Raw genomic sequence first — 24,869 nt, forward strand, 5'->3', positions numbered from 1 at the left:
TCGGCAAATTGTAGTTTACATGCCGATACCCCTGCGTGTTTGATAAGCGAAAGCGGCACAAGAGGTGCAAATTTATTTGAGACATTTTACGGAACTTCCAAAAAACCACCACCTATGCTATACTAATCTCAAGATGTTTTGGACGATTTTACAAGTAAAAGGAGGTATTTCATGAACCACAAAAACATCATTTCCAAACTCACTCTGGAAGAAAAAATAGCGATGATTCATGCCGCCGGACTTTTTCGTTCCGGTGCAGTGAAACGACTTAATATTCCTTCTCTTGTTATGTCGGATGGACCAAGCGGAGTTCGTCAGGAATTTGAAAATGACAGTTGGACACCAATTGATGATACAACGGATTTCGTAAGCTGGCTGCCGAGTAATACGTGTCTTTGCACCACGTGGAATCCTAACCTTGCCCGTAAATTTGGCGAAGTGTTAGGGGATGAAGCACGCGGACGAGGAAAAGATGTCATTTTAGCACCCGGCATCAACATCAAACGGACTCCTCTGTGTGGAAGAAACTTTGAATATATGAGCGAGGATCCACACCTTACCGGACGTATGGCAGTCCCTTTGGTGCAGGGAATCCAGTCACAGGATGTAGCTGCTTGTGTGAAACATTTTGCCCTGAATAATCAGGAGTGTGACCGATTAAGTGTCGATACCAAAGTCGATGACAAAACACTTTTTGAATTATATCTGCCGGCATTTTATGATGCATTAATGGAAGGTGGCTCGTATAGTGTGATGGGTGCCTACAACAAATATGACGGCGAATTTTGCTGTGAAAATGCAACGCTTTTAAAAAAGATTCTGCGTGATTTATGGCACTATGATGGGGTTACAATTTCTGACTGGGGCGGCGTACACAACACGGAAAAAACCGCTCTAAACGGGGTTGATATGGAAATGTCCGTCACACCGGATTTTGACGATTATAAGTTAGCAAATCCACTTCTTGAAAAAGTAAAATCCAGAAAAATCGACGAATCCGTAATTGACGAGCGGATTGAGCGGATTTTAACAATGATGGAGCGGATTAAGCTCGGTGACAAAACCAGAAATAAAGGCTGCACAAACACAAAAGACCATCAGCAGACCATTCAGCAAATTGCGGAAGAAGGAATTGTCCTGTTAAAAAATGACACGGCACATCTCCCGCTTTCCAAGGAAACAAAGAAAATTCTTGTCCTCGGCGATAACGCCAAAAGAACACATGCTGCCGGCGGTGGAAGTGCGGAAATCAAAGCACTTTATGATATTTCGCCAATGCTTGGCATGCGTATGGTACTCGGCGGTGATGCACAGATTGACTGGCTGCCCGGTTATTACGTAGATAATGAAAAACATGTAGCCGGTGAAGTCGACTGGCAGGCAGAAAGTCTGGATGTAGATTATACAACAGACCGCGGAAAAGAACAGTTTGACAAAGAAATCCGCCCGATACGTGAGAAGTATCTGAAAGAGGCACTGGATGCCTGCCCGTCCTACGATGAAGTCATCTTTATCGGTGGATTAAACCACGCTTATGACGTCGAAGGATTTGACCGCCCGGACATGACACTTCCATATGGACAAAACGAAGTGATTGAGGCTTTGACAGAAAAATGTAAAAATCTCACCGTGGTACTGATCAACGGCGGTCCGGTTGAAATGCCATGGATTAATAAAGTAAACTCACTGATTCAGACAAGCTACTGTGGCATGCATGGCGGACTTGCTTTAGCACGAGTTCTCTTTGGCGAGGTAAATCCGTCCGGACACTTGGCAGAAACCTATCCGGTTCACCTTTGTGATACACCGACCGAAAAATTCAAATCCTATCCGGGCACAGTGGATAATTCCGGTCAGCGTCATGTGGAATACACGGAAAAATTAATGGTTGGCTACCGCTATTATGAAACCGAAGAAATTCCGGTTCTCTTCCCATTTGGATACGGTCTTAGTTACACAACCTTTGATTTGCATGATTTTTCCGTTGAAAAAACCGACGATGAAACTGTTTGCTGCCGCTGCCAGATTACAAACACTGGAAACAGAGCAGGTGCACAGACCATACAGCTCTATGTCGGCATTCCGGAAGAAGGGCAGCCAAAAAAACAATTGAGGGCATTTAAAAAGGTGGCACTCGCCCCACAGGAAACAAAACATGTTTCCCTCTGCCTTAGCAAAAAGGACTTTTCCACCTATAACTGTAAAAATCAAGCTTTTGTGATAAATGAGGGTACCTATTCCTTATGGATTGGCACTTCGGTAAAAGATATTTTCTTTCAATCCGAAGTCACCCTTTCCCAGAGCGGAATCGTAAAATAATCAACCGTTTCCGTTATCCAAAGTGCGCCCTGTCTGGTTTCGCCGGTGAAATAATTTTTCCACTGTCCCTGTGGAAGGTAATACGTCACTTCACCGGTCTCGTCCATGACAGGGGCCACCAGATAGCGGTCACCAAGCCAAAGTCATACCTCGGGGTGCAATTTCACGATGTGGCGCCAAAAAGGTCAATTCATGTTCTGTCTTATGCTCTTTCCTTTCTTACTTTTTCTGCTGCCTTGCCACAACATTTTTCATCATTTCCACCTTTGCCTTCTCCTGCGGACTCATATTTCTTGTCAGAATCTCAAGCAGCACTTTCGATTCTTCCGGTGAAAAAGATAAATTATGGTTTTTCAGTTTCGTGGTTGCCGCCATCAAAAGCGGTGCGGCATCTTTCATACTTTTGCCCTGCATATTCTCAGCCAGTTCCTTCATCACCTGCAATTTTACCGGATGCATTGTTTTAAAAATGTCATACTCGTCAAACATCGATGTGCTCATTTTCTTCTTCCTCTCCCTCATTTTCCGCTTGTTCGGGCTGTTCCACAGAAGCTGCCTGCATCATTTCCATCATAGAAGAAATCATTTCAAAATCCTTTTGACTCTCCTCCGGCATAAGCATCTTTAACATTTCAAATGGATTTTCCGTGCCCTCTGCCCCGGATGCCTCATTTGCCTTCTGCACCTCACGCATCATGCGAAACAAATCCATCATATGCCGCATCTGAAAAAAAGACATCACAGAATCCATCATCTTCCGCTCTCTGCCACAGGTCAAAGGATGAATTGCCTGAAGCAATCCCTCTACATCAATGAGCTCTCCCTCCGATACATCAAAAAATGGGATTGCCACCTTTAATACCTGTACACTTCTTGTATTATGCATTCGGCTATCCCATTTCATCATCTCAGACCCCGCCTTCAAACAAACGAACTACATTTCCTGTATATCCTATGCGCAAGATGCGAAGCCTATTCCTTTTTTTCTATGGTCTGATTAATATTTCAGACGATCCGGCGTAATTCCAGTCAAAACATGTTCTAAATATTTTTCAGCCAGATATTTTGCCATCGGCAGATTCTGGTCTAAATAATTGCCACACGCCTCCGGTGCTGCACCCGGAATCTCGCCCTCAAAATGACAGACAAACTCAAACATTTCACGAAGCAGTGAGATAATATCTTCCGATTCATAGTCACCGGCAAGCAAAAGATAAAAACCGGTACGGCATCCCATCGGACCAAAATAAATAATCTTATCGCCCCATTCTTCATGATTCCGCAAAAAGGTTGCCCCCAGATGCTCTAACGTATGAATCTCAGCCGTATTCATCACCGGCTCAAAATTCGGTCTTGTCATACGAATATCAAATGTTGTTACCACATCATGTCCGGTACTGTCTTTTCTGCTTACATAAACTCCCGGCAGAAGTCTTTTGTGGTCCACGGTAAAACTCTTAATTGTTTCCATTGCAAAATGCCTCCTTTGCTGCAATTACTCATAATAAACGTCTGTTCGTTTGCTTGGAATCAACTGCTTCATCAAATGTAAAACACGGCTTGCCGCCCTGCCATCATCGATGGAATTATATTTTTTCTTGAACTTTTCATACCTCTGTGCATAAACCGAATAATCATACGAGTGGATATCCTCAATCAACTCATCCGTCGTTGTTGAAATCGGTCCCGGCATCTCTTTGCTGTAACTGAAATAAAATCCACGAAGTTCATTTTTGTATTTATAAAAATCGTAAGCAAAGAAAAACATCGGACGGTTCAAAATACTATAATCAAACATTACGGAAGAATAATCCGTAATTAGTATATCGGACACCAAAAACAACTCTGCAATATCGCGGCTCTGGTCAAAATGATAAATAAATCCCTCATACGGCGACCAGTCAATCGCATCCATAATCAGATAATGGTATTTGACAATCATAATGTACTCATCGCCCAGTTCTTTTTGCAGTTTTTCAAAAGAAATCTGTGGACGGAACTCGTATTTATCATCTTCCGAAAATTCGTCATCTCGCCAGGTTGGCGCATACAAAATAATCTTTTTATCCTCCGGAAGTCCCAGTTTTCTCTTAAAACTTCGGATTCCCTCTGTCGTATTCTCCCGGAACAATATATCATTTCTCGGATATCCGTATTCTAACATTTCTCGGTGGAAATCAAATGCCCGTCGAAATGTCTCCGAGGAAAACGGATTTTGGGATATCAAAAAATCCCATGTATGAACGTTTTTCGTAAAATGTTCTTTGTAGGAATCAATGTCGCTCTCACCCACCATAAATACATCTTCCATATCCAGTGCCAGTTTTTTGAGCGGTGTTCCGTGCCATGTCTGAATATAATAGGTTCCCTTGCGGCGCAGCAAAAACTCCGGCTGTCTCGTATCAAACACCCAAACTTTCGCCGTCGCCATGTAGTACAGATAGCGCAGACGCCCATAGCGGACCTGTCTGCTCATCCCCGGAATATTATACTTTTCATTCTCGTAAAACCAAATACAATCCCAATTCAAATCATATCCGTTTGCCATGAGATATTCGTAAATGTGTTTCGGATTTCCGGAATAACTTTTTCCAAGGCTGCTGTCAAAAACAATGCGATTTTGTTTTACCGGGCACAGATTACACATTAAGTAATAAAACAAAACGACAATCTGTTTTACCAAATGATAAATTCCTTTACGCACGTTGTTCCTCCTTGTAGCTTACTTACTGCTCCGTATCCAATGTACCGTTTTCACGCTCGCCAAACACTTTTTCAATCACGCGCTCAGAAGCATGTCCATCATCCACGCTGCAAAATCTCTCGTAAAATTCTTCGTAACGTTCTTTGTAAGTTTCCTCAATTGCATCCATATGATGTAAAGCATCGACAACGGCATCGTTGGTGCGGAGAATCGGACCCGGAAGTTCTTTCTCCATATCCATATACATGCCTCGGATTTCATCTGCATACTCATCAAAATCATATGCGTAGAACAAAATCGGACGCTTTAAGTTTGCAAAGTCAAAGAATACAGAAGAATAATCGGTAATACAAATATCCGATGCCAGATACAGACGAGACACATCTTCGTACTGGCTTCCGTTATAAACAAATCCTTCGTACTCGGTCAAGTCCAAAATATCGGCAATGTAGTAATGTGTACGCAAAAGTACAACACTGTCCTCACCAAATTCTTTTTGCAGTCTGCCTAAATCAAGAGCCAGCGTAAACTTATATTTACCACGGTCATAGAACTGGTTATCACGCCAGGTTGGCGCATACAAAATTACTCGTTTTCCTTCCGGAATACCAAGTTCTTTCTTCACTTCGGCAGCAATTTCTTCTTTGTTATCCGCATATAGAATATCATTTCTCGGATAACCATATTCCAAAATCTTATCTCTGTCATAAACAAATGCACGCTCAAACACATCCGTTGAAAAACGGTTGGCAGAAATCAAATAATTCCACTCGCGGCCGTGCTTATAAAACAGTGTCTTATGATTCTGGCTTGCAGATGTAATATCATCCATATCAAATGCCAGTTTCTTAAGCGGTGTACCATGCCATGTTTCCAGGAAAACAACACCCGGACGCTTTTTATTCCAAGCAGGCTGACGCACGTTAAAAATACGATATCCACAACGGGATGCGTAATACACATAACGAAGACTATTCATCTTTACTCTCGTATGTTTTCCGGTTTTTGCAAGTGCTTCGGATTTGTTATTTAATACCCAAATATAACGGTACTTATCCCCTCTGGTCTTTTGCAGATATTCATACAGGTATTTCGGGCTGTCGGAGTAACTCTTTCCGAAGAAACTCTCGATAAATACCCAGTCATGACGCAATGGCATTTTCTTGAAAATGTGGCGTTCCAGCACACGATACCACTGAATACGGCTTCCAATCAAACCTTTTTTCTTTTTGCGCCACTTATTGAATTTCATAACCGGTTTTGCCATACGAAATTTCCCCTTGCGGGTAATTGACAACTGCAAACGCTGGAATATACCATACTCTTTAATTACGTTTTTCCATTCCGGCATATTTGCCATTGCTTTCGCAAACTTCGGCGCATTTTCTCTCAAAATTCGTGCCGGATATTTACGCCAGAAGAAATTCATCAAATAATGGTCCAGTGCAAAACGAAGGTCCTTATCTTCCGGTTTAATAATATGCAGACATTTATCATAGGCATCCAAAAATTCACCGCTGCGGTGTCCACGCTTTTTCTGGCAGAGTGCCGGCAGATGAATCTGGTCGTTGCGGTGACGCCAGATATACAGACTGTCACCATCAACCCACATTTTACCCGATGCCAGTTTCAACAATTTCACGCAAAACGTCATATCACTGTAAAAACGTGTCGTTGTATCAAACGAAAGCTCATGCTCCATCACAAAATCCATGCGGATTAAAAAGTGCTGCACCGAATACATTTCCACAAAACGGTCGCGGAGCGTCTGTCCTTCCAACGGTTTTACGCCCTCAATAAAAGTTTCCTGTTTTGCTTTTTCAAAATCAAAATTCACCGGTTTAAACCAAGAACTGTATTTATTACCGGTTGTCATAACTGCCTGTTTCTCTTCTGCCAAATCAAGCAGTCGTTTCAGTGCCCCATCCATCAGGTAATCGTCACAGTCAATGAAATAAACGTACTCTCCTGTCGCTTTCTCTAAACCGATGTTACGGCAGAAAGAAACACCAAACGGATATACCTGTCCGATTTTTTCTTCATACTCATCGAGCAAATCTTCCTCACTCGGATGCAGTTCTTTATCTGTGTAGAGGCTGATGGAATCTCCTTTTTTCTCCATTTCCCGGGCCTGCTCGCGGCGGCGTTCTGCGCTATCTAAGCGTTTCTCCACTCTCTCGTGGATTTTCTGCTCGCGCCACACTGCTGCCGTCTCCTCATTAGCCCGAATGACGTCTTCCGGCAATTCATCCATTGCCAAAAATACTTTGACGTGCGGATTCTCTTTTACGGAATCCGGCACTTCATGACCATCTTTATCATTGACAACAATAATTTCTAAGTCTTCTATCTTTTGTTCTTCAATACTCTGAACACATTCTTCCAAATATGCCTGTCCCTTGAAATAAGGAATTATGACACTTACCTTAGGCATTTTTTGCACCTCCAAATCATTTGCAATTACTTATTTTACAACGAAATTCAAAATACGTCCCGGTACATAAATTTCTTTTACAATCTGTTTGCCGGCAAGCTTATCAGCAATTGCTTCCCGTCCAGCAGCCAACGCATCTTCTTTCGCTGCATCAATGGCAATTTTAACGGTCGCACGTACTTTACCGTTGACCTGTACACCAATTTCCTGTACAGCCTCTACCGTTTTTGCCTCATCAAATTCCGGCCAGCTTGTCTGGAACAAATAACCACCGTAATTTTTCTCATTCCACAATTCCTCTGTAATATGTGGTGCAACCGGATTCAAAAGTACAAGAAGTGTCTTAAACTCGTCTCTTGTAACGGAACCTTTTTTGTAGAAGTCATTAATCAATGCCATCATGGCAGCAATTGCTGTATTGTACTTCAAGGTTTCAAAATCGTTACTTACTTTCTTAATGGTCTGATGCATTTTTGTCTCCAAGTCAGCGGAATAGCCTTCTTCATCTGTCACCATATCTTTTAACTTCCATACACGCTCTAAGAAACGGCGGCAGCCTTTTACTCCATCTTCTGACCATGCAGCAGCGGCATCAAACGCACCAATAAACATTTCGTAGGTGCGGAGTGTATCAGCACCGTATACATTTACAATATCATCCGGGTTTACAACATTACCACGGGATTTGCTCATCTTCTCGCCATTTTCACCAAGAATCATACCATGGGATGTTCTCCTCTGATATGGCTCTTTGGTCGGTACTACGCCCTGGTCATATAAGAACTTATGCCAGAAACGGGAATACAAAAGGTGAAGGGTCGTATGCTCCATACCACCATTGTACCAGTCAACCGGCAGCCAGTATTTGAGAGCCTCTTTGCTGGCAAGTGCTTCATCATTTGTTGGGTCAATATAACGCAGGAAGTACCACGAAGAACCAGCCCACTGAGGCATTGTATCTGTCTCACGCTCTGCTTTTCCGCCACAGCATGGACAAGTTGTCTCAACCCAGGAACGGATTTTGGAGATTGGAGATTCCCCGTTATCCGTTGGTTCATAGTTGTCTACCTCCGGCAGACGAAGCGGAAGTTCTTCTTCAGGAATCGGTACATAACCACATTTTTCACATTTTACAATCGGAATCGGCTCACCCCAGTAACGCTGTCTGGAAAATACCCAGTCACGCAGTTTGAAGTTTTTCTTTGCCGTTCCCACTTTCTTATCCTCTAACCAGGCAATAATTTCTTTCTTTGCCTCTTCTACAGATTTACCGGTTAAAAATCCGGAATTCACAAGAGTTCCCGTAGCAACATCCGTGAAGGCCTCTTTTTCCACGTCACCGCCTTCAATTACTTCATGAATCGGCAAATTGAATTTCTTGGCAAATTCCCAGTCACGGGTATCATGTGCCGGTACCGCCATAATCGCTCCTGTTCCGTAGCTCATCAATACATAATCGGATACCCAGATTGGAATTTCCTCACCATTTACCGGATTAATTGCCAAAAGTCCGTCAATTGCTACACCTGTTTTATCTTTTGCTAACTCGGTTCTCTCAAAATCGGATTTTCTTGCTGCCATCTCACGGTAGGCTACAATCTCATCCCAGTTTTTAATCTCATCTTTGTACTTATCCAGATATGGATGTTCCGGAGATACTACCATGTAAGTTACACCAAACAAAGTATCCGGACGTGTCGTGTAAATGCGGAGTTTTTCTTCTTTATCTTTAATCTGGAAGTCTACTTCTGCACCATGAGAACGTCCAATCCAGTTTTTCTGTGAAACTTTGACTCTTTCAATATAGTCAAGTCCATCCAAATCATCAATCAATTTATCTGCATATGCCGTGATTTTAAGCATCCACTGGCTCTTTACCTTACGGATAACCGGACTTCCACAGCGCTCACACACACCGTTTACAACTTCCTCATTGGCAAGACCGCATTTACAGGAAGTACACCAGTTAATCGGCATCTCTGTCTTGTAAGCAAGTCCTGCTTTGAATAATTTCAGGAAAATCCACTGGGTCCATTTGTAGTAATTTGGATCTGTTGTGTTAATTTCGCGATCCCAGTCAAAGGAATAGCCAAGTGCCTGAAGCTGTGCTTTAAATCTTGCAACATTCTTCTTCGTTACTTCCTTTGGATGTACTTTATTTTTAATTGCATAGTTTTCTGTCGGAAGACCAAACGCATCCCATCCCATCGGATAAAGTACGTTGTAGCCCTGCATTCTTCTTTTACGTGCTACGATATCAAGTGCCGTATACGGACGCGGATGTCCTACATGAAGTCCCTGTCCGGATGGATATGGAAATTCAACAAGGGCATAATATTTGGGCTTGCTGAAATCATTAGTTGCCTGAAAAGCTTTTTCGTCTTCCCAGACTTTCTGCCATTTTTTTTCAATTTCTTTTGGATTGTAACTCTGACTCATTTTTTTACCTCTTTTCTTATTGTCACTCATTTAATGCCGATTCCGGCGTTGATGTCGGTGTTGGTTCTGCCGTTTGTGACGGCGTTGGTGTAAGGGTCGGTGTTGGCGTCGGTGTAACTGCCGGTGTCGGTGTTGGCACAACAACCGGTTTCTTTTCCACCTGCTTCACTGTAATCTTACATACCTTTTTTATTTTACTGCCATCGGTTGTCTCCACAAAAATTTTACAAGTTCCCTTTTTCTTTGCTTTTACGACACCTTTTTGATTGACAGTTGCAATCTTTTTATTGGAAGAAGTGTATTTCATCTTCTTGATCATCGCTTTTTTCGGTAAAATCTTTTTTACCCGAATCGTAAACTTAGCATCCTTCTTTTTACCACCAATTTCCAATGTCTTTTTCGTAGTACTCAGCTTGATACTCTTTACCTTAATCAAATATGGATTATGAATATCCGGATCAGTCGGATCCCATCCCATATGCCCGGATAACTTCTGTGCCTTCGGCTTGCCAAGCGGTCCTGCCTTTGGCGAATTGTAAATTACTACTTTTGTGCCGGATGGACAATTATCATAAATCCATTTGCTGTCTGCCACCGTCAATCGGATACATCCATGAGATGCCATCGTTCCCAACCGATTAAACTGAGCATAGGACTGTGTATTTTTCTTTGGCTGATAATACCATACCGAATGAAACAAAAAGCCTCCATAAATTCTTGTACAGTACTGACCGTAAGACGGTCCCAGCAGTGCATGCCACCGATATTTTTCTCTCAAAGAAAAAGTGCCGACCGGTGTCGCTTTGCCCGATGAACAGACAAATGCTTTATATGGTTTGTACTTTCCTTTTTTCGTATGACGGTATACCGTCACCGTATTCTTTAATTTGTTTACTTTTATCTTATATATGTTTTTCTTTGCTGCCGCATTTGTTGTCTGAAAATTCGCTGTCAATACTAAGAGAAACAACAAAACGAATAAGCTGATTTTCTTCTTCAAAACTACCTCCTATTTGTGTCAAAATGTACGCAAGCATACTATTTTATAATACCAACACTAAAATCCTTTGTCAAGGACTGTGATAGGAGAGTTTGCGGCAGTTTTTTAGGTTCCGTAATTCCGTAGAAAAGCTTTGCGTCTCGTGGGCACTCTCGTTTAACAAACGCGTAAGGGTATGGGCATGCAAAATACGCAAGCCTCATACCCACGTGTTTGTACCCACGAGTCACAAAGTTTTTCTACGGAATTACTGGAATCCAAAGGAACTGGCAGCAAACATTTGCCACAAGCTCGTCATTCAAATATCTCCCCCTCAATGCTTTGGTTCATTTATCCGCGAGGTCTAGAGAATAATTCCGACTATCACCTCATACACTGTAACAATCATACTGAGGTCATGATGAATGGATTGGATTGAGTCGTTTTTACAGAACTATGGCATTTGGGCTATGTTTGTGCTGATTATGTTGGAATATGCCTGTTTTCCTGTTTCGAGTGAGATTATTCTGCCATTAGCGGGGGTTATGGCTGCCGGGCAGGGGTTGTTTTTTCCATATCTTGTCCTTTTGGCAACGGGAGCAGGACTGATTGGGGCACTGATTCCGTATGGCATTGGCAGGTTTGGCGGTTCTCCACTGTTGGAACGCATTATGAAACGTTTTTCTTCTATGGAGAAACCAATCCTAACCTCCTACCGTGTCTTTGGCAATCACGAAAAAAGTGCCGTTCTAGTCAGCCGTGTGATTCCTCTGTGCCGCACCTATATCGGCTTTGTCGCGGGTGCCATGGGGCAGAATATCAGCCGTTATCTTTTGTATTCTGCCATCGGCATTGTTACATGGAACACGGTATTAACCGGTCTTGGTTATTATTGTTATCAATACAAAGATTTGTTCTTTCATTATTTTGATAAATACAAGCATGTTATTTTTTATACAGGTATTGTCCTATTAGTAATTTTCGCCCTCAATGCTATTAGAAAAAAACGGGCAGCACGCGAAACAAACCAAGAAGAATAAGAAGTATGCCACTGATTCCATTGAGACGGCGCACGTGGTATATCCTCTGCCCGCCAATCCACAAAAAGGCTCCACATAAAAAAGCGGTACATACAGGAAATAACCAGATTATGGTTCCCTGACCGACCAGACTAAGTGCTGCACTCACCGAATCAAGCGCAAGGGCACTTCCCAACGCACTGCCTTCTTTTATATCAATGCTTCGGGAATTATCTTTGTCATACTGTACTTCCCCTTTGTTTTGCAACACACGGATGCACGTTTTTGCGCCAAGCAAAATCAAAATCCCACCGCCAATAAGGCGAAAACAAGGTTCCGGCAGCCCCGCAAGGCATGTCGAACCCGCAAAAAGTGCAACCGCTGTCAGCACGCCATTTAATAACGCAATAAATAATCGGATTCGTTTGGGTATGCAAATGCCCGACATTGCATATGCCATACCAATCCCCAGCGTGTCAAGGCTCACCGACAACGCCAATAAGCAAACAACAAACACAAGCTCCTCCTGCCACTTCCTTATTCTATTTTATGCAAATAAGGGAAAAGAGGAGAGTCCTTTCGACAAAAACAGTCAAATATTTTGGAGGTAAGTATGAACTGGTATCAAATGGAATCACAGGAAGTAATGGATAAACTCAACCGTTTCAAAGACCGGGGCTTATCCCAAAAAGAAGTTATCAAACGCCAGAGACATTATGGAAAAAATGAATTGCAAAGCGAAAAAGGTCCCGGATTTTTCCGTCAGTTTGCCGCGCAGTTTAAAGATTTTATGATTCTTACTTTACTGGCAGCTGCCGGCATTTCTTTTTTTGCTTCTTATGCACAGGGAGAAATGAATCTGACCGACCCTTTAATCATTCTGGCAATCGTTATCCTAAATGCTCTGCTTGGCATTTATCAGGAGAAAAAGGCAGAACATTCGCTGGCTCACCTTCGTTCTCTGCAAACACCACAATGTCAGGTACTAAGGGATGGAAAACGCCAGACCATATCTTCTCCGGAACTTGTGCCGGGGGATTTAGTCTATCTTGACACCGGCTGTCTTGTTCCCGCCGACGGCAGGCTTCTTCTTACGCACAATCTGTCTGCAAATGAATCTGCCCTTACCGGCGAAACAGGAAGCATCGAAAAAACTTCTGACTCACTGCATATGGAAAATCTCTCGCTTGGTGACCAGCTCAATATGGTATTTTCAGGTACAATGATTACGACCGGAAATGGACTGTTCTGCGTTACGGAAACCGGTATGAATACGCAAATTGGAAAAATTGCCGGTATGCTTTCCCATGAACAGGCACCGCAGACACCTCTTACCAAACGCCTCAATCACACAGGAAAAGTGCTTGGCATCCTGGCGCTGATTATCTGTGCGATTCTTTTTTTCCTGGGATTGCAGAAAAATCAGCCAGTTTTTGATATGTTTATGACTTCCGTCAGTCTTGGCGTCGCAGCCATTCCGGAAAGTCTGCCAGCCCTCGTTACCATTATGCTGAGTCTTGGCGTTGAGCGCATGGCAAAACAATGTGCCGTTATCCGCCATCTTCCTGCCGTGGAAACACTCGGCAGTGCCTCCGTTATCTGCTCGGATAAGACCGGCACGCTTACCCAGAATCGCATGACGGTTCGAAATGTATACAGTACCGAAAACGAAAAAACCTTGCTTCGTTATTTTCTGCTCTGCAACAACCAATCCGGTCCACTCGAACACGCACTGATTCATTACGGTGCATCAAGCGGACTTATTTATACGGATTTACGAAAAGAATTTCCAGTTATTGAAGAAATCCCATTTGACTCAATCCGCAAGCGGATGACAACACTGCACCGGACACCCAATGGATATTTAGCAATAACTAAGGGTGCTCCGGAATTTATCCTTGCCAACTGTCACTCGTATCTCGATAAAGATGGCAGCACACGTCCACTGACACATACGATGCGGCACAGGTTAAATGAGCAAATTGAAAATTACACCGCCAATGCACTTCGTGTCATTGCTCTCGGTTTTTGTCTGCACAAAAGCCGCCCGGACAACAATTCCTTAGAATCCCATTTGGTTTTTCTTGGGATGGCAGGTCTGATTGACCCGCCCCGCCCGGAAGCTTACGCCGCTGTTAAAAACTGCCAGCACGCCGGAATCCGCCCAATTATGATTACCGGCGACCATAAAAATACCGCCGCGGCGATTGGTAAGGAACTTGGCATCTGCCAGACAAAAGACGAGGTCATTACGGGAGCCGACTTAGATACCATCAGCGACCGTTCACTTCCGACGGCACTCAAAAAATATCATGTTTTTGCCCGTGTATCCCCAGCGCATAAAGTCCGTCTCGTAAAAGGGTATCAGGCGATGGGAAATGTCGTTGCCATGACTGGTGACGGTGTCAATGATGCCCCTGCCCTAAAAGCAGCGGATATCGGCTGTGCCATGGGACGCACCGGAACCGATGTTGCCAAAAATGCATCTGACATCATTCTGATGGACGATAATTTTTCCACTATTGTAAGTGCCGTCCGGGAAGGGCGCGGTATTTACGATAACATAAAAAAAGCCATACATTTCCTCTTGTCTTGTAACATCGGGGAAATCATGACGATTTTTGTTGCTATCTTTTTCGGGCTGTCTGCACCACTTTTACCGGTACAACTGTTGTTTATTAATCTCGTGACGGATTCTTTTCCGGCACTATGCCTCGGTGTCGAGCCACCGGATCCGGACAGCATGAACCGTCCGCCATTATCGAAAAATGAAAGTATCTTTCACTTTGATACCGTCTTTCAGATGGTTTTAGAAGGTATGTTCATCGGCTCCTTAGCACTTTTTGCCTATACAAGTGGCAATTCCACCATGTGCTTTGCCGTACTTTCTTTATCGCAGTTAGTTCACTCGTTTAATATGAGAAGCGAGCACTCGCTGTTAGAGACGGGGATTCTTGGGAACAAAAAACTTTTATTTAGTGTATTGTTCTGCATTGTCCTGCAATGTCTGGTCATCTGTATGCCCGTTCTCCAGCCTATTTTCCATACGCAGTCACTTAATCTGCGCGAATGGGTTGTCGTAGGTATTTTATCTCTGATGCCGATTCCCCTCATGGAAATCAGCAAGCGGCTTCACGGATAAACTCACGGATTCGCTGAATGAGAATTTCTTTTACATCTTCCCCCGGATACTGTGTGGCGAGCATGTGTTTCATCAACATGCCGCCCGCTTTATTCGCGTGTCCGCCGCCAGCACCAATTCCACAGCTGACTTTTTCCGCTAAATCACTCGCCGGCAAATTTTTTTTCGCACTTCGTACTGACATTTTATATCCAATCGGCGTTTCATTATATACCACACAGCAGTCAACAGTCGCCACACAATTTACCATATCACTAATAACGCCAAGCAGATTTGGATCACATGGTTTTGTATGCAGCAGCGCAAAACGCTTTTCCTCATCATAGTAATAGTGAGACAACGCTTCTCCTGCTATTTCCAAATCCTGACGCTGTAAATTCGCATGAATCATTTCATCGAGACACTCTCTGTTAATCTGCAGAGAATCACGCATCTGTCTGTCTGCCGGATAATAAATTTCAGACAAACTGCTGGTATCACTATACAAACCATAATACAACGCCGTTGCCACCTGCCAGTTCTCATTTACCGGATACCCCGCCTCCAAAAGCAGTTCCCAGACCACGGTACAACAACTTCCGAATTCCGGGAAAATAAAACACCATTCATCCGTTTCTACACAAATCGGATGATGATCAACCATCGCCACTTTTTTCACCGGCATGGATGTAATATTACCACCCTCATACTGGCAGTCCACGGTAATCAAAATATCATGTTCCGGCATTTCATTCACATATCGAATCGGAATACCAAGGTGCTCCACCATCAATTTCAGCGATGGCTTTGTAATTTGATGTTCCCCTGCATAAATCAAATTTACCTTTTTACCCAGATTCATAAAATACGCATACAAACCAAACGCAGCCCCCATCGCATCCGCATCCGGACTGTCATGGCACTGTATACAAATCGAATTGAATTCTGCAAATTGTTTGAGAAACATAAAACGCCTCGCCTCCCTCTCCTTTGTGGATTAAACTGTTTTTAGAATAGCAAAAAAAGGGGGAAGATTCAAGATTTTTATTATCTATATTTTTAGGAAACATCATCTGTCAATAGAGCCCCAAAAAAAGTTCATTCGTAAGAGACTATAAAGCAAAGCATTATCTTGTCTCAAACGAATGAACTCCTTTTTTAATTATAGATTAAGCGTCAACCATATACTCATGTGCCTCACCGTTTGTATCCGTTACTACAATCGTATGAGATACACCTTTCTTCACATACAGATTCAGTTTCCACTTATAGTTCGTAGTACCAGACTGTGCATTGATGTAAAAACTGCTGATTCCCTGGTCTACCCCATCAATCGTCACTGACTGAATACCGGAAAGTTTTGTTGTGTCAATCTCTGTACCAACATAAGTATCTTGGGTTTCCCATGTTGAGCCAAACATCGTCTTTCCACTGTTCGTACTATAGCAGGCACCACCGGTTACTGTCACTTTACAAATACTCTGGCTCTTTCCATCTCCAATTGCATAGGTACTGCCACCTGCGGAAATGATACCGCCATAGATTCCAATCTTCATCGTTTCAGCTGAGGCATCTGCAGTACCACCGCCACCAACTCCGGCTCCGTTACCGGAAGATGTGGCATAAATATTACCACCGTAGATGTAAATTTCTCCGCCACCTTTAGCGTACCTTGATTCACCGATTCCTGCAGCATTTCTTCCTGTATTGCAGGCTATAATCGTACCGCTCCTGATAATAATACGTCCTAATGTGCTAGATGTCTTACCATCTGATGCAGCACCAATTCCTGCCGATTCGTTACCGCCTAATGCCGTCAATTGGCCATCACCGGATATCGTCAGTTCACAACCGGACGGAACCTCGATTCCTGCATGATAGCCGGAACCGGTCAATGCGGATGTTCCAGCTAAGATAAGATTTACCTTAGCATCACCACTTAATTTAATTGGACTTGACTCACTCGATGTACAAACAAGATTATCTAACGTAATCGTATGAGTACCGCCCGTTACTAAAATATAATATGCTGTTGCCGATTGTGCTGTACTGGAAATCGTGTAATTTCCGGTAAATGCAGTTTCTTCTGCACTACCAATTGTATATCCGGTTGCACTGATTACAATACTTCCTTGCGCCAAATCCAATTCTTTTGTCTCTGCCGGTTCCGGTTCAGCCGTCGGCTCCGGAGTCGGTGTGGTAACCGGCGTAGGTGTTGGCGTAGCATCCGGATCAACGGTTGGAGTTGCCGTTGGAGTTGCCGTCGGAGTTGCCGTCGGAGTCGCCGTCGGAGTCGCAGTTGGTGCCACAGTCGGCGTTGCGGTCGGCTCTACAACTCCATTTGCCAGATTAATCAATGCCGTAAACGCTTTTTTCGGCAGATAATTTTCATCAAACAGTGATGGATAATAGGTACTTCCATTACTGTAAAAACTATTCAGCCAAGTATCCAAATCTGTCAGATTCCAGAATGTAACATTACTTACATTTACCGGAGCAGACGTATCATCCATTCGCTGTAATATAATATTCATGAACTTCTGGTATGCTGCTGCCAGTGTCTCATTACCCGCCTCTGAATTATCCTTACTTGCAAAATCAAGCTCAGTAATCTGCACCTCATAGCCATTTTGCTGGAATAATTTCAGTGCATTTTTAATATTATCACCATCTGCCACACCAAGATTAGTCTGATGTGCCTGCATGCCAAGACCATCAATATTTCCGGCATCTTTTGCATCTGCAAGATATTTCACAACTGCCTTCATCTGTCCCGGCGATGCCAGTCCGACAAAATCATTGTAGAACAATTTTGCCGATGAATTTGCTGCTTTTTCAGCTTCTCTCGCATATTCAAAAGACTTTGTAATATAAGTATTGTCGTCGTCTGTAAAAATAGCACCATACAAACTTGAACTTACTGTCCGTAATTTACAGCCATTGCTGTCAATTACCTCATTTACTACATCGTAAGCATATACAACGCCCGGATAATTAGTCTCTGCATAGGTAATAACCTGCTTAACATAACTTTCAATTCGAGCAAGCATCGTCTCTTTGTCAACAAGATTTGTAATGTTTTTCTTAGCTGTTCCCGTACCATCATACTCCGGTGTGTAATTCTTACAGAAATACCAATCCGGTGTCTGCGAATACCAGACAAGCGTATGGAAACGCACATTTAAATCATTTTCCTGAGCAAGCGATAAACATTTATCAATCACATCTGTATTAATAACCGGCATGCCATCTTCCGATGCTTTTGTTGCCTCTTCGTTCAAAAGATTCTCCGGTTTCAGCTCATCTGCAAATGTAACCGTACTGTAATGATGTTTAATAAATGATAAAATCTCCGGATTCTGCAAATTATAGCTGTAAACTGCACATCCCATCGGGAAGCGGTTTGCATATGCCTCTTTCAGACTTGGTGCAGCAAGAACTGCATCCATATCCAAATGCTTCTCCGTAATAGAAATATTGTCTACATAAAAATCATTTGAATAATTTGCCATTTCAAAATAAAGTGACAATTTACTTACATCACCCGGTGCCACAACCGTTGCGTCCACTTTTGTCCATGTACCATTCGGCACAACTACATTCTGCACGATTGTATAAGCCATCGCTCCCGCATAGTCCATCGACTCCCACATGCAGTTTATCGTCTTGTTGCCACCCGTTGTCTGCTTTACATACGCCTCAATCTTATACGTTGTAAAATCAGTCACATTGTGAGTGATATCAATCATCGGTCCTGCCCAGTTTTTCACACGGTTGGAAACTTTCAAACAATAGTTGTCATTATAACCGCCCTCTACAACAGTCAGATCTTCTTCGCCCTGACGTCCGGTCACATATTGATTGGTACCGTCTTCAAAATCCAAAAGCAATGCTTTTGTCGGATCCTCTACCGGAATCGGGGTGCCCGGAACCTTCGTCGGTTCTGCTGTTGGTGTTGCAGTTGGCTCATCCGGGTCTGCCGTCGGTGTAACCGTAGGTCCTGCCGGCTCATTTGTTGCAGTCGCAGTAGGCTCCGCCGGCTCTGTCGTCGGTGTTACAGTTGGTGTCCCTGGCTTCTGCGTCGGGGTTGCAGTCGATGTGCCCGGTTTCTGCGTTGGGGTTGCAGTCGGTGTGCCCGGTTTCTGCGTCGGGGTTGCAGTCGGTGTGCCCGGTTTCTGCGTTGGGGTTGCAGTCGGTGTCACTGCCGGTTTCTGCGTTGGGGTTGCAGTCGGTGTGCCCGGTTTCTGCGTTGGGGTTGCAGTCGGTGTCACTGCCGGTTTCTGCGTCGGTGCTTTGGTTGGTACTTTTGTCGGTGCATTAGTCACAACTACTGTCTTTTTCTTTCTCACCGTAACCTTGCAGGTTTTCACATACTTCTTGCCCTGATAACGGAAACTTGCTGTAATCTTCGCTGTCCCCGCCTTTTTCGCTTTCACTTTTCCTTTCTTGGAAACTGTCGCAATTTTCTTGTTTTTGCTCTTCCATGTTACTTTTGTCTTCTTGCTTATATTTTTAACCTTAAGCGTTAAGGTTTTCCCCACAGTTATTACCGCTTTTTTCTTTGATAAAGCAGGCTTTTTCTTTGCTGCCTGAGTTGGCATAGAAAAAGAAAATACCATGCTTGCTGCTAACATCCATGCTAACAGCTTTTTACCATTCTTTTGCATACACAAACCTCCAATTCTATCCTTGAATTAATACTACTGATATTCTCTCATTTTAACATTTGGGAATCTATATTGCAATAACTAAAATCTTATCCTCTCATAAGCATTTCTTTAATGCAAACAGGGACCGGTCTGGCAAGAACCGGTCCCCAAAAGAGAAACAATTAGTTGTGACAATCTCCTATTTAATTTACGGCTCTGCAGCCACCTCATCCGGTGGTGCTCCACCTGGCTTTTTAACATCCTTTTTCTCTACTTTTTTCCCTTTGATTTTTGCTTTTGCAAAGAGTGCCTGTAATACAATAAAGAAGCAAAGCAGTGCGGAAAGTACAATTCGTACCCACCAGCTTGACAATGTACCCTGTGTTGTAATCAGACTGGTAATGGTTCCTTTAATCAGTACACCAAATGTTGTACCAACAACCGTTCCGACACCTCCCGAAAGAAGTGTTCCGCCGATTACTGCTGCCGAAATAGCATCCATTTCCAAACCTTTTGCCTGTTCTACAAATCCGGCACAACTGTTCAAGCAGAATAAGAATCCACCCAAGCCGGCCAAAAGACCATCTAAAATATAAGCTTCAAACTTCGTTCTTTTTACATTTAAGCCCATCATCAATGCACTCTGCTGGCTGCCGCCGATAGCAAATAATTTGCGTCCGAATTTTGTATAACGAAGCATAATAGCAATCAAAACAACCACAATTAGTGCAATCACAACCGATGGATATATATATGCCGGCCGGAATACCCCATGTTTATTATATGTTCCAATCGGCAGTTCAATCTGATATGTTGCCCATTTCTGAAACAAACCGTTTTTAATGGAAATCATATCTGTACTTATCATAGCCGTAAGTCCTCTTCCTAGAAACAAACCCGCCAGAGTAACGATAAACGGCTGAATTTCCAGGTAGGAAACTAAATAGCCTTGAAGCAAGCCAAACAGTAATCCAATACCAAGTGAAATCGCAAGAGCTGCATAAGGACTCATCCCCTTATTTTCCATAGCATAAGCACTCGCCATACAAACCAATGCGGTTACCGAACCAACCGAGATATCAATTCCTCCGGTAATCATAACGATTGTCATACCACAACCAATTACAATCAATCCGGCATTGTTAATAAACAAGTTGGTAAACATCTGCGGTTTTGCAAAACCTTTGTCTGCAAATACAATCATTCCTGCTACATACATTGCAATAAACAACACAATTGTAATAATGAAAAGAAATGTATTGCTGTTAAATCTTTTTGTCTTTGCCTTCAAAAATTCACCCATTACTGTTCACCTCCCTGTACTACTGCCTTTTTCGACTGTCTCTTCGCTTTGTAATTCTGCATTGCCTTTTTGTAAACCGGGCTCTGAAGAACTACGATAATGATAACAACGATTGCTTTATAAACCGGGAGCTGGTCAGACGGTACACTCATAGCATACAGCGTTGTTGTCAACGCCTGAATCGTATAAGCGCCAATTACTGACCCCATCAAACTAAATTTACCACCACTTAAGATGTTTCCACCTAACGCTACTGCTAAGATGGCATCCATCTCAAGATTCAGACCAATGTTGTTAGCATCTGCGGAATAAATTCGGCTCGAAGCAACAATTCCTGCAAGCCCTGCCAGGGCTCCGCAAATTACATAGGTGAGGAATTTAATTCTTGTAGAATTTAATCCAATCAAGCGGGATGCATGACTGTTAATTCCTACACTTTCAATATACATACCAAGTGCTGTCTTATTTAATACCAAATAGGCAACAACAACGGCTGCGACTGCAAAGATGACCGGTGTCGGAATTGGTCCGAGAAATCCACCCATTGCCTTGTAAGATTCCACACGGACATATGTAATCTGTCCTTGTGTAACCAACTGGGCAATACCGCGCCCTGCAGTAAACAAAATCAATGTAGCAACCATTGGCTGGATATTTAGTTTCGCAACCAAAAAACCATTAAACGCGCCGCACAAAGCAGCAACTAAAATTCCGGCAATCGCAGCAATGATAATCGGAGCAGCCAGTGTATTTGTACTTACTTCACCGCCGGACAAAATCTGACAGCAAACAGCAGCGGCAACCGCCATAACAGCACCAACACTGATATCCTGACCACCGGAAGCAGCTGTTACTAATGTCATACCAATGGCAAGTATAACAAGTTCAGAACCTCGGTTAATCACATCAATCAGCCATCCACTTAATTGTCCGTCCTTTAACGTTATATTAAAGAAATCCGGTGTTCGAATCACATTTACAAGCAATACGATAAACAAACACACAATCGGCATAAATAATCGCATTCCTGTTATTTTTTTAATTTTCTCAGCCATTATTCATCACCTCCCGCAATTGCTTTCATAATGGATTCTTGTGACAAATCCTCTTCTTCAATTTCGCCAACTTTTTTTCCGTCACGAAGAACTGCCATACGGCTGCAGGTTCGAAGCATCTCCTCAATCTCGGAGGATATAAAGGTGACTGCTTTTCCCTCATCCGCCAGTTGAAGTACTAATTTCTGAATTTCTGTCTTTGTTCCGATATCAATTCCTCGTGTCGGTTCATCCAAAATCAGGTAATCCGGATTCGTAAGCAGCCATCTGGCAATAATCACCTTCTGCTGGTTTCCGCCGGATAAGCTCTTAATCGGAGTTTCACGGCTTGCTGTTTTAATCTGCAGCAAGTCAATGTATTTATCCGCAAATTCTTCCATCTGTTTGCGGGATAATAACTTAAACATTCCACGTTTTGCCTGAAGTGCCAATATAATATTTTCGCGAACAGACAAATCGGCAATGATTCCTTCCTTTTTTCTATCTTCCGGCAAATATGCCATGCCGGCTTTCATCGCATCCAATGGGGATGAGATTTTAGTATCTTTTCCTTTGACTTTCAGCACGCCGGAATCGGCTTTGTCAGCACCGTAAATGGCACGAACCATCTCTGAACGTCCGGATCCAAGAAGTCCTGTAAGTCCGATTACTTCTCCTTTGTTGATTGTCAAATCAAACGGTCGAATTGTACCTGCATGACCTAACCCTTTGGCCTCAATCAACGGTTCTAAATGTTTTTCATGCTTATATTCACCCTTGATATCTGCTAAGTCATCAAAATCTTTTCCCATCATTTTAGATACTAATTTTACACGTGGAAGTGATTCCACTTCATACTCACCAACCAATTCACCATTTCTCAGTACAGTGATTCGGTCACACACTTCATATACCTGTTCCAAAAAGTGTGTTACAAAAATAATTCCTACACCTTCTGCTCTCAATTTTCGCATCAGGACAAATAATTTCTGAACCTCGTCATCATCCAAAGAGGATGTCGGCTCATCCAAAATTAAAACTCGGCATTTCATATCCACAGCTCGGGCAATTGCTATCATTTGCTGAATTGCCAAGGAACACTCGTCCAAACTCTGAGTTGGTGCCACATGGATATCGAGATTCTTTAAAACCTCTGTCGACTTGCGATTCATCGTGCGCCAGTCTATCATACCAAATCTTCTTGGCTCTCTGCCGATAAACAAGTTTTCTGCAACCGTAAGATTCGGACATAAATTTACTTCCTGGTATACGGTACTGATACCATTTTGTTGTGCTTCCTGCGGTGAATGATTCACTATTAATTCCGGTTTGTCTCCCGCTTTTTTTACCATGTAAATCTCACCCGTCTGAAAATCATGAACACCGGTTAACACTTTAATCAAGGTGGATTTACCTGCACCATTTTCCCCCATCAGGGCATGGATTTCTCCTTCCCGTAATGTAAAATCTACATTGGATAATGCCTTCACTCCGGGAAAAGTTTTGCTGATATTACTCATCTTTAATACAATATTCTCGCTCATCTTTCCCTCCATCTACCTGCATAACAGGATATTTTCTAATTGAGAGAGGAAGAAATCATTCCTCCTCTCTCACTCAATTTGTTACTGATTTTGTTTCATTTTTTTACATTGTGTTTGAATTAATACTTACGAGCGCCCATTACCTCATCTGTCACAACCGTTACCGGATACTCTTTTCCGTCAACAGTTACCGATTTTACAGTATCATCATGAGCAAACATTTCTTCATCTACGTAAGCTTTCTTCTCTGGTGTTTCTTTGTTCTCAAGCTGTTTGATGATTGCTTCTACACGTGGTCCATGAAGTGGGTTACACTCTGTATTCAAAGTGATTTCACCAGACTGAACTTTCTTCAAACCTTCTTTTGTACTATCGAAGGAGAATACCATCATGTCTTTGTCTGCACCAACTTCATAACCTGCTGCTTTGATTGCATCAATTGCACCAAATGCTTCGTTATCGTTCTCACAGTATACAACATTGATGTCTTTTTTGTACTTCTTCAAGAAGGACTGCATAACTTCCTGACCTTTTGCCTGTGTAAATTCACCGGTTGTTTTGTCAAGAAGGTTCCATCCATTTGCAGCTACAGCATCATCCAAACCTTTGGTACGGCCAATCTGTGCCGATGCACCGATTGTACCCTGAATATTAACCAGTTTCATATCTTTCATGTTCTTTGCTTTCATGTAAGCATCCAAGTAAGCTGCTGCCTTTTTACCTTCCAGTTCGAAGTTAGAACCTACCCATGCAGTATACAAACTGTCATCTTTTACATCTACCATACGGTCAACAATGATAACCGGGATTCCTGCCTGTTTTGCCTCACCAAGAACGGCATCCCATCCGGTCTCAGTAACCGGTGCAAGTACGATGTAATCAACATCCTGCTGGATAAAGTTACGGATAGCTGAAATCTGATTCTCCTGTTTCTGCTGTGCATCGTCAAAAATCAATTCATAACCATTGTCTTTGGTAAATGTTGATTTCATTGATTCTGAGTTTGCTGTACGCCAGTCAGATTCTGCACCTACCTGTGAAAATCCAACCGTAATTACATCGGAAGATCCTTCTTCTTTCGCTGTGTCATTTGTGGAAGCATCACCACCTCCACATGCAGTAAGGGAAAACGCCATTACTGCAGTAAGCATTCCTGCTACTACCTTTTTCATGAAATTTTTTCTCATAACTCAATTCCTCCTTTTCTGTATGAGTTCTCGTTTTTGTATCTCCATCATAATAAAAAATAACCAAAAGTCCAATGGATATTCTTTTGGTTATTTTTGATTTTTCTATTCTTTTTTTCATAAATGATTGAAAAAAT

General features: G+C 42.8%; 17 protein-coding genes and 1 pseudogene. 3 read left to right on the forward strand and 15 right to left on the reverse strand.

From position 1 onward, the window contains the following. The first annotated feature begins 171 nt into the window (after nt 1–171). Nucleotides 172–2,319 carry a glycoside hydrolase family 3 C-terminal domain-containing protein gene (locus tag DW005_RS09050; protein ID WP_117479038.1) on the forward strand — a complete coding sequence of 716 codons (2,148 nt, stop codon included), beginning with the start codon at nt 172–174 and terminating at the stop codon, nt 2,317–2,319. Here the strand turns inward: DW005_RS09050 and DW005_RS09055 are convergent. The 8 genes from DW005_RS09055 to DW005_RS14350 all read right to left on the reverse strand — a co-directional run bounded on the left by DW005_RS09055 (nt 2,277) and on the right by DW005_RS14350 (nt 10,896). Next, nucleotides 2,277–2,426 (reverse strand): hypothetical protein, encoded by a 150-nt coding sequence (locus tag DW005_RS09055; RefSeq protein WP_117479039.1) that lies wholly within the window; start codon nt 2,424–2,426, stop codon nt 2,277–2,279. The two genes, DW005_RS09050 and DW005_RS09055, sit on opposite strands and share 43 nt — an antisense overlap. 112 nt (nt 2,427–2,538) lie before the next feature. Next, on the reverse strand, nt 2,539–2,820 hold the full coding sequence (locus tag DW005_RS09060; RefSeq protein ID WP_022377488.1) for a hypothetical protein: 282 nt from the start codon (nt 2,818–2,820) through the stop codon (nt 2,539–2,541). After that, nucleotides 2,801–3,226 carry a hypothetical protein gene (locus tag DW005_RS09065; RefSeq protein WP_117479040.1) on the reverse strand — a complete coding sequence of 142 codons (426 nt, stop codon included), beginning with the start codon at nt 3,224–3,226 and terminating at the stop codon, nt 2,801–2,803. The genes DW005_RS09060 and DW005_RS09065 overlap by 20 nt, the downstream gene beginning before the upstream one ends. Nucleotides 3,227–3,316: 90 nt before the next feature. Continuing rightward, nucleotides 3,317–3,790 (reverse strand): S-ribosylhomocysteine lyase, encoded by a 474-nt coding sequence (locus DW005_RS09070; RefSeq protein WP_117479041.1) that lies wholly within the window; start codon nt 3,788–3,790, stop codon nt 3,317–3,319. A gap of 24 nt (nt 3,791–3,814) precedes the next feature. Beyond that, the gene (locus tag DW005_RS09075) at nt 3,815–5,023 is read right to left on the reverse strand and encodes a CDP-glycerol glycerophosphotransferase family protein (protein WP_242989403.1); all 1,209 of its coding nucleotides are present in this window, start codon (nt 5,021–5,023) and stop codon (nt 3,815–3,817) included. A 22-nt stretch (nt 5,024–5,045) separates the two neighbouring features. After that, entirely contained in the window at nt 5,046–7,457 is a 2,412-nt protein-coding gene (locus tag DW005_RS09080; RefSeq protein ID WP_117479042.1) for a bifunctional glycosyltransferase family 2 protein/CDP-glycerol:glycerophosphate glycerophosphotransferase, read from the reverse strand. 30 nt (nt 7,458–7,487) lie between these two features. Next, complete coding sequence (gene leuS, locus DW005_RS09085; protein WP_117479043.1) at nt 7,488–9,896, reverse strand: leucine--tRNA ligase; 2,409 nt, start codon at nt 9,894–9,896, stop codon at nt 7,488–7,490. Nucleotides 9,897–9,918: 22 nt separating this feature from the next. Continuing rightward, nucleotides 9,919–10,896 (reverse strand): L,D-transpeptidase, encoded by a 978-nt coding sequence (locus DW005_RS14350; protein WP_117479044.1) that lies wholly within the window; start codon nt 10,894–10,896, stop codon nt 9,919–9,921. Between the two features lie 404 nt (nt 10,897–11,300). Here DW005_RS14350 and DW005_RS09095 point away from each other — a divergent pair, with 404 nt between their 5' ends. Next, nucleotides 11,301–11,915: a DedA family protein gene (locus DW005_RS09095; protein WP_117479045.1), complete on the forward strand. Its 615-nt coding sequence runs from the start codon at nt 11,301–11,303 to the stop codon at nt 11,913–11,915. Here the strand turns inward: DW005_RS09095 and DW005_RS09100 are convergent. Continuing rightward, the gene (locus DW005_RS09100) at nt 11,872–12,411 is read right to left on the reverse strand and encodes a manganese efflux pump (RefSeq protein ID WP_022377480.1); all 540 of its coding nucleotides are present in this window, start codon (nt 12,409–12,411) and stop codon (nt 11,872–11,874) included. The genes DW005_RS09095 and DW005_RS09100 overlap by 44 nt on opposite strands. Before the next feature lie 69 nt (nt 12,412–12,480). Here DW005_RS09100 and DW005_RS09105 point away from each other — a divergent pair. Beyond that, nucleotides 12,481–15,036, forward strand: a pseudogene (locus DW005_RS09105) (calcium-translocating P-type ATPase, PMCA-type); the annotation flags it as partial. Here the strand turns inward: DW005_RS09105 and DW005_RS09110 are convergent. From DW005_RS09110 to DW005_RS09135, 6 genes are all read right to left on the reverse strand, one after another. Beyond that, entirely contained in the window at nt 15,014–15,982 is a 969-nt protein-coding gene (locus DW005_RS09110; protein WP_117479048.1) for a DHH family phosphoesterase, read from the reverse strand. The pseudogene DW005_RS09105 and the gene DW005_RS09110 sit on opposite strands and share 23 nt — an antisense overlap. A gap of 202 nt (nt 15,983–16,184) precedes the next feature. Further along, entirely contained in the window at nt 16,185–19,682 is a 3,498-nt protein-coding gene (locus tag DW005_RS09115) for an endo-1,4-beta-xylanase (RefSeq protein ID WP_117479049.1), read from the reverse strand. A gap of 190 nt (nt 19,683–19,872) precedes the next feature. Continuing rightward, nucleotides 19,873–20,955: a sugar ABC transporter permease YjfF gene (locus tag DW005_RS09120; RefSeq protein WP_117479065.1), complete on the reverse strand. Its 1,083-nt coding sequence runs from the start codon at nt 20,953–20,955 to the stop codon at nt 19,873–19,875. A gap of 11 nt (nt 20,956–20,966) precedes the next feature. Next, the gene (locus DW005_RS09125) at nt 20,967–22,025 is read right to left on the reverse strand and encodes an ABC transporter permease (RefSeq protein WP_347461592.1); all 1,059 of its coding nucleotides are present in this window, start codon (nt 22,023–22,025) and stop codon (nt 20,967–20,969) included. Next, nucleotides 22,022–23,545 carry a sugar ABC transporter ATP-binding protein gene (locus DW005_RS09130; protein WP_117479051.1) on the reverse strand — a complete coding sequence of 508 codons (1,524 nt, stop codon included), beginning with the start codon at nt 23,543–23,545 and terminating at the stop codon, nt 22,022–22,024. The genes DW005_RS09125 and DW005_RS09130 overlap by 4 nt, the downstream gene beginning before the upstream one ends. A 119-nt stretch (nt 23,546–23,664) precedes the next feature. After that, entirely contained in the window at nt 23,665–24,732 is a 1,068-nt protein-coding gene (locus DW005_RS09135; RefSeq protein ID WP_022377473.1) for an ABC transporter substrate-binding protein, read from the reverse strand. Nucleotides 24,733–24,869: the final 137 nt, after the last annotated feature.

This window comes from Clostridium sp. AF36-4 (assembly GCF_003435975.1).
In the GTDB taxonomy this organism is placed as follows: Bacteria; Bacillota; Clostridia; order Lachnospirales; family Lachnospiraceae; genus Eubacterium_F.

What these genes read in the sequence shown, in the direction of transcription:
- DW005_RS09050 (WP_117479038.1), top strand. Translation starts at nt 172, where the DNA reads ATGAACCACAAAAACATCATTTCCAAACTCACTCTGGAAGAAAAAATA.
- DW005_RS09055 (WP_117479039.1), bottom strand. Translation starts at nt 2,426, where the DNA reads ATGGACGAGACCGGTGAAGTGACGTATTACCTTCCACAGGGACAGTGG.
- DW005_RS09060 (WP_022377488.1), bottom strand. Translation starts at nt 2,820, where the DNA reads ATGAGCACATCGATGTTTGACGAGTATGACATTTTTAAAACAATGCAT.
- DW005_RS09065 (WP_117479040.1), bottom strand. Translation starts at nt 3,226, where the DNA reads ATGATGAAATGGGATAGCCGAATGCATAATACAAGAAGTGTACAGGTA.
- DW005_RS09070 (WP_117479041.1), bottom strand. Translation starts at nt 3,790, where the DNA reads ATGGAAACAATTAAGAGTTTTACCGTGGACCACAAAAGACTTCTGCCG.
- DW005_RS09080 (WP_117479042.1), bottom strand. Translation starts at nt 7,457, where the DNA reads ATGCCTAAGGTAAGTGTCATAATTCCTTATTTCAAGGGACAGGCATAT.
- leuS (WP_117479043.1), bottom strand. Translation starts at nt 9,896, where the DNA reads ATGAGTCAGAGTTACAATCCAAAAGAAATTGAAAAAAAATGGCAGAAA.
- DW005_RS09095 (WP_117479045.1), top strand. Translation starts at nt 11,301, where the DNA reads ATGGATTGGATTGAGTCGTTTTTACAGAACTATGGCATTTGGGCTATG.
- DW005_RS09110 (WP_117479048.1), bottom strand. Translation starts at nt 15,982, where the DNA reads ATGTTTCTCAAACAATTTGCAGAATTCAATTCGATTTGTATACAGTGC.
- DW005_RS09115 (WP_117479049.1), bottom strand. Translation starts at nt 19,682, where the DNA reads ATGCAAAAGAATGGTAAAAAGCTGTTAGCATGGATGTTAGCAGCAAGC.
- DW005_RS09130 (WP_117479051.1), bottom strand. Translation starts at nt 23,545, where the DNA reads ATGAGCGAGAATATTGTATTAAAGATGAGTAATATCAGCAAAACTTTT.
- DW005_RS09135 (WP_022377473.1), bottom strand. Translation starts at nt 24,732, where the DNA reads ATGAGAAAAAATTTCATGAAAAAGGTAGTAGCAGGAATGCTTACTGCA.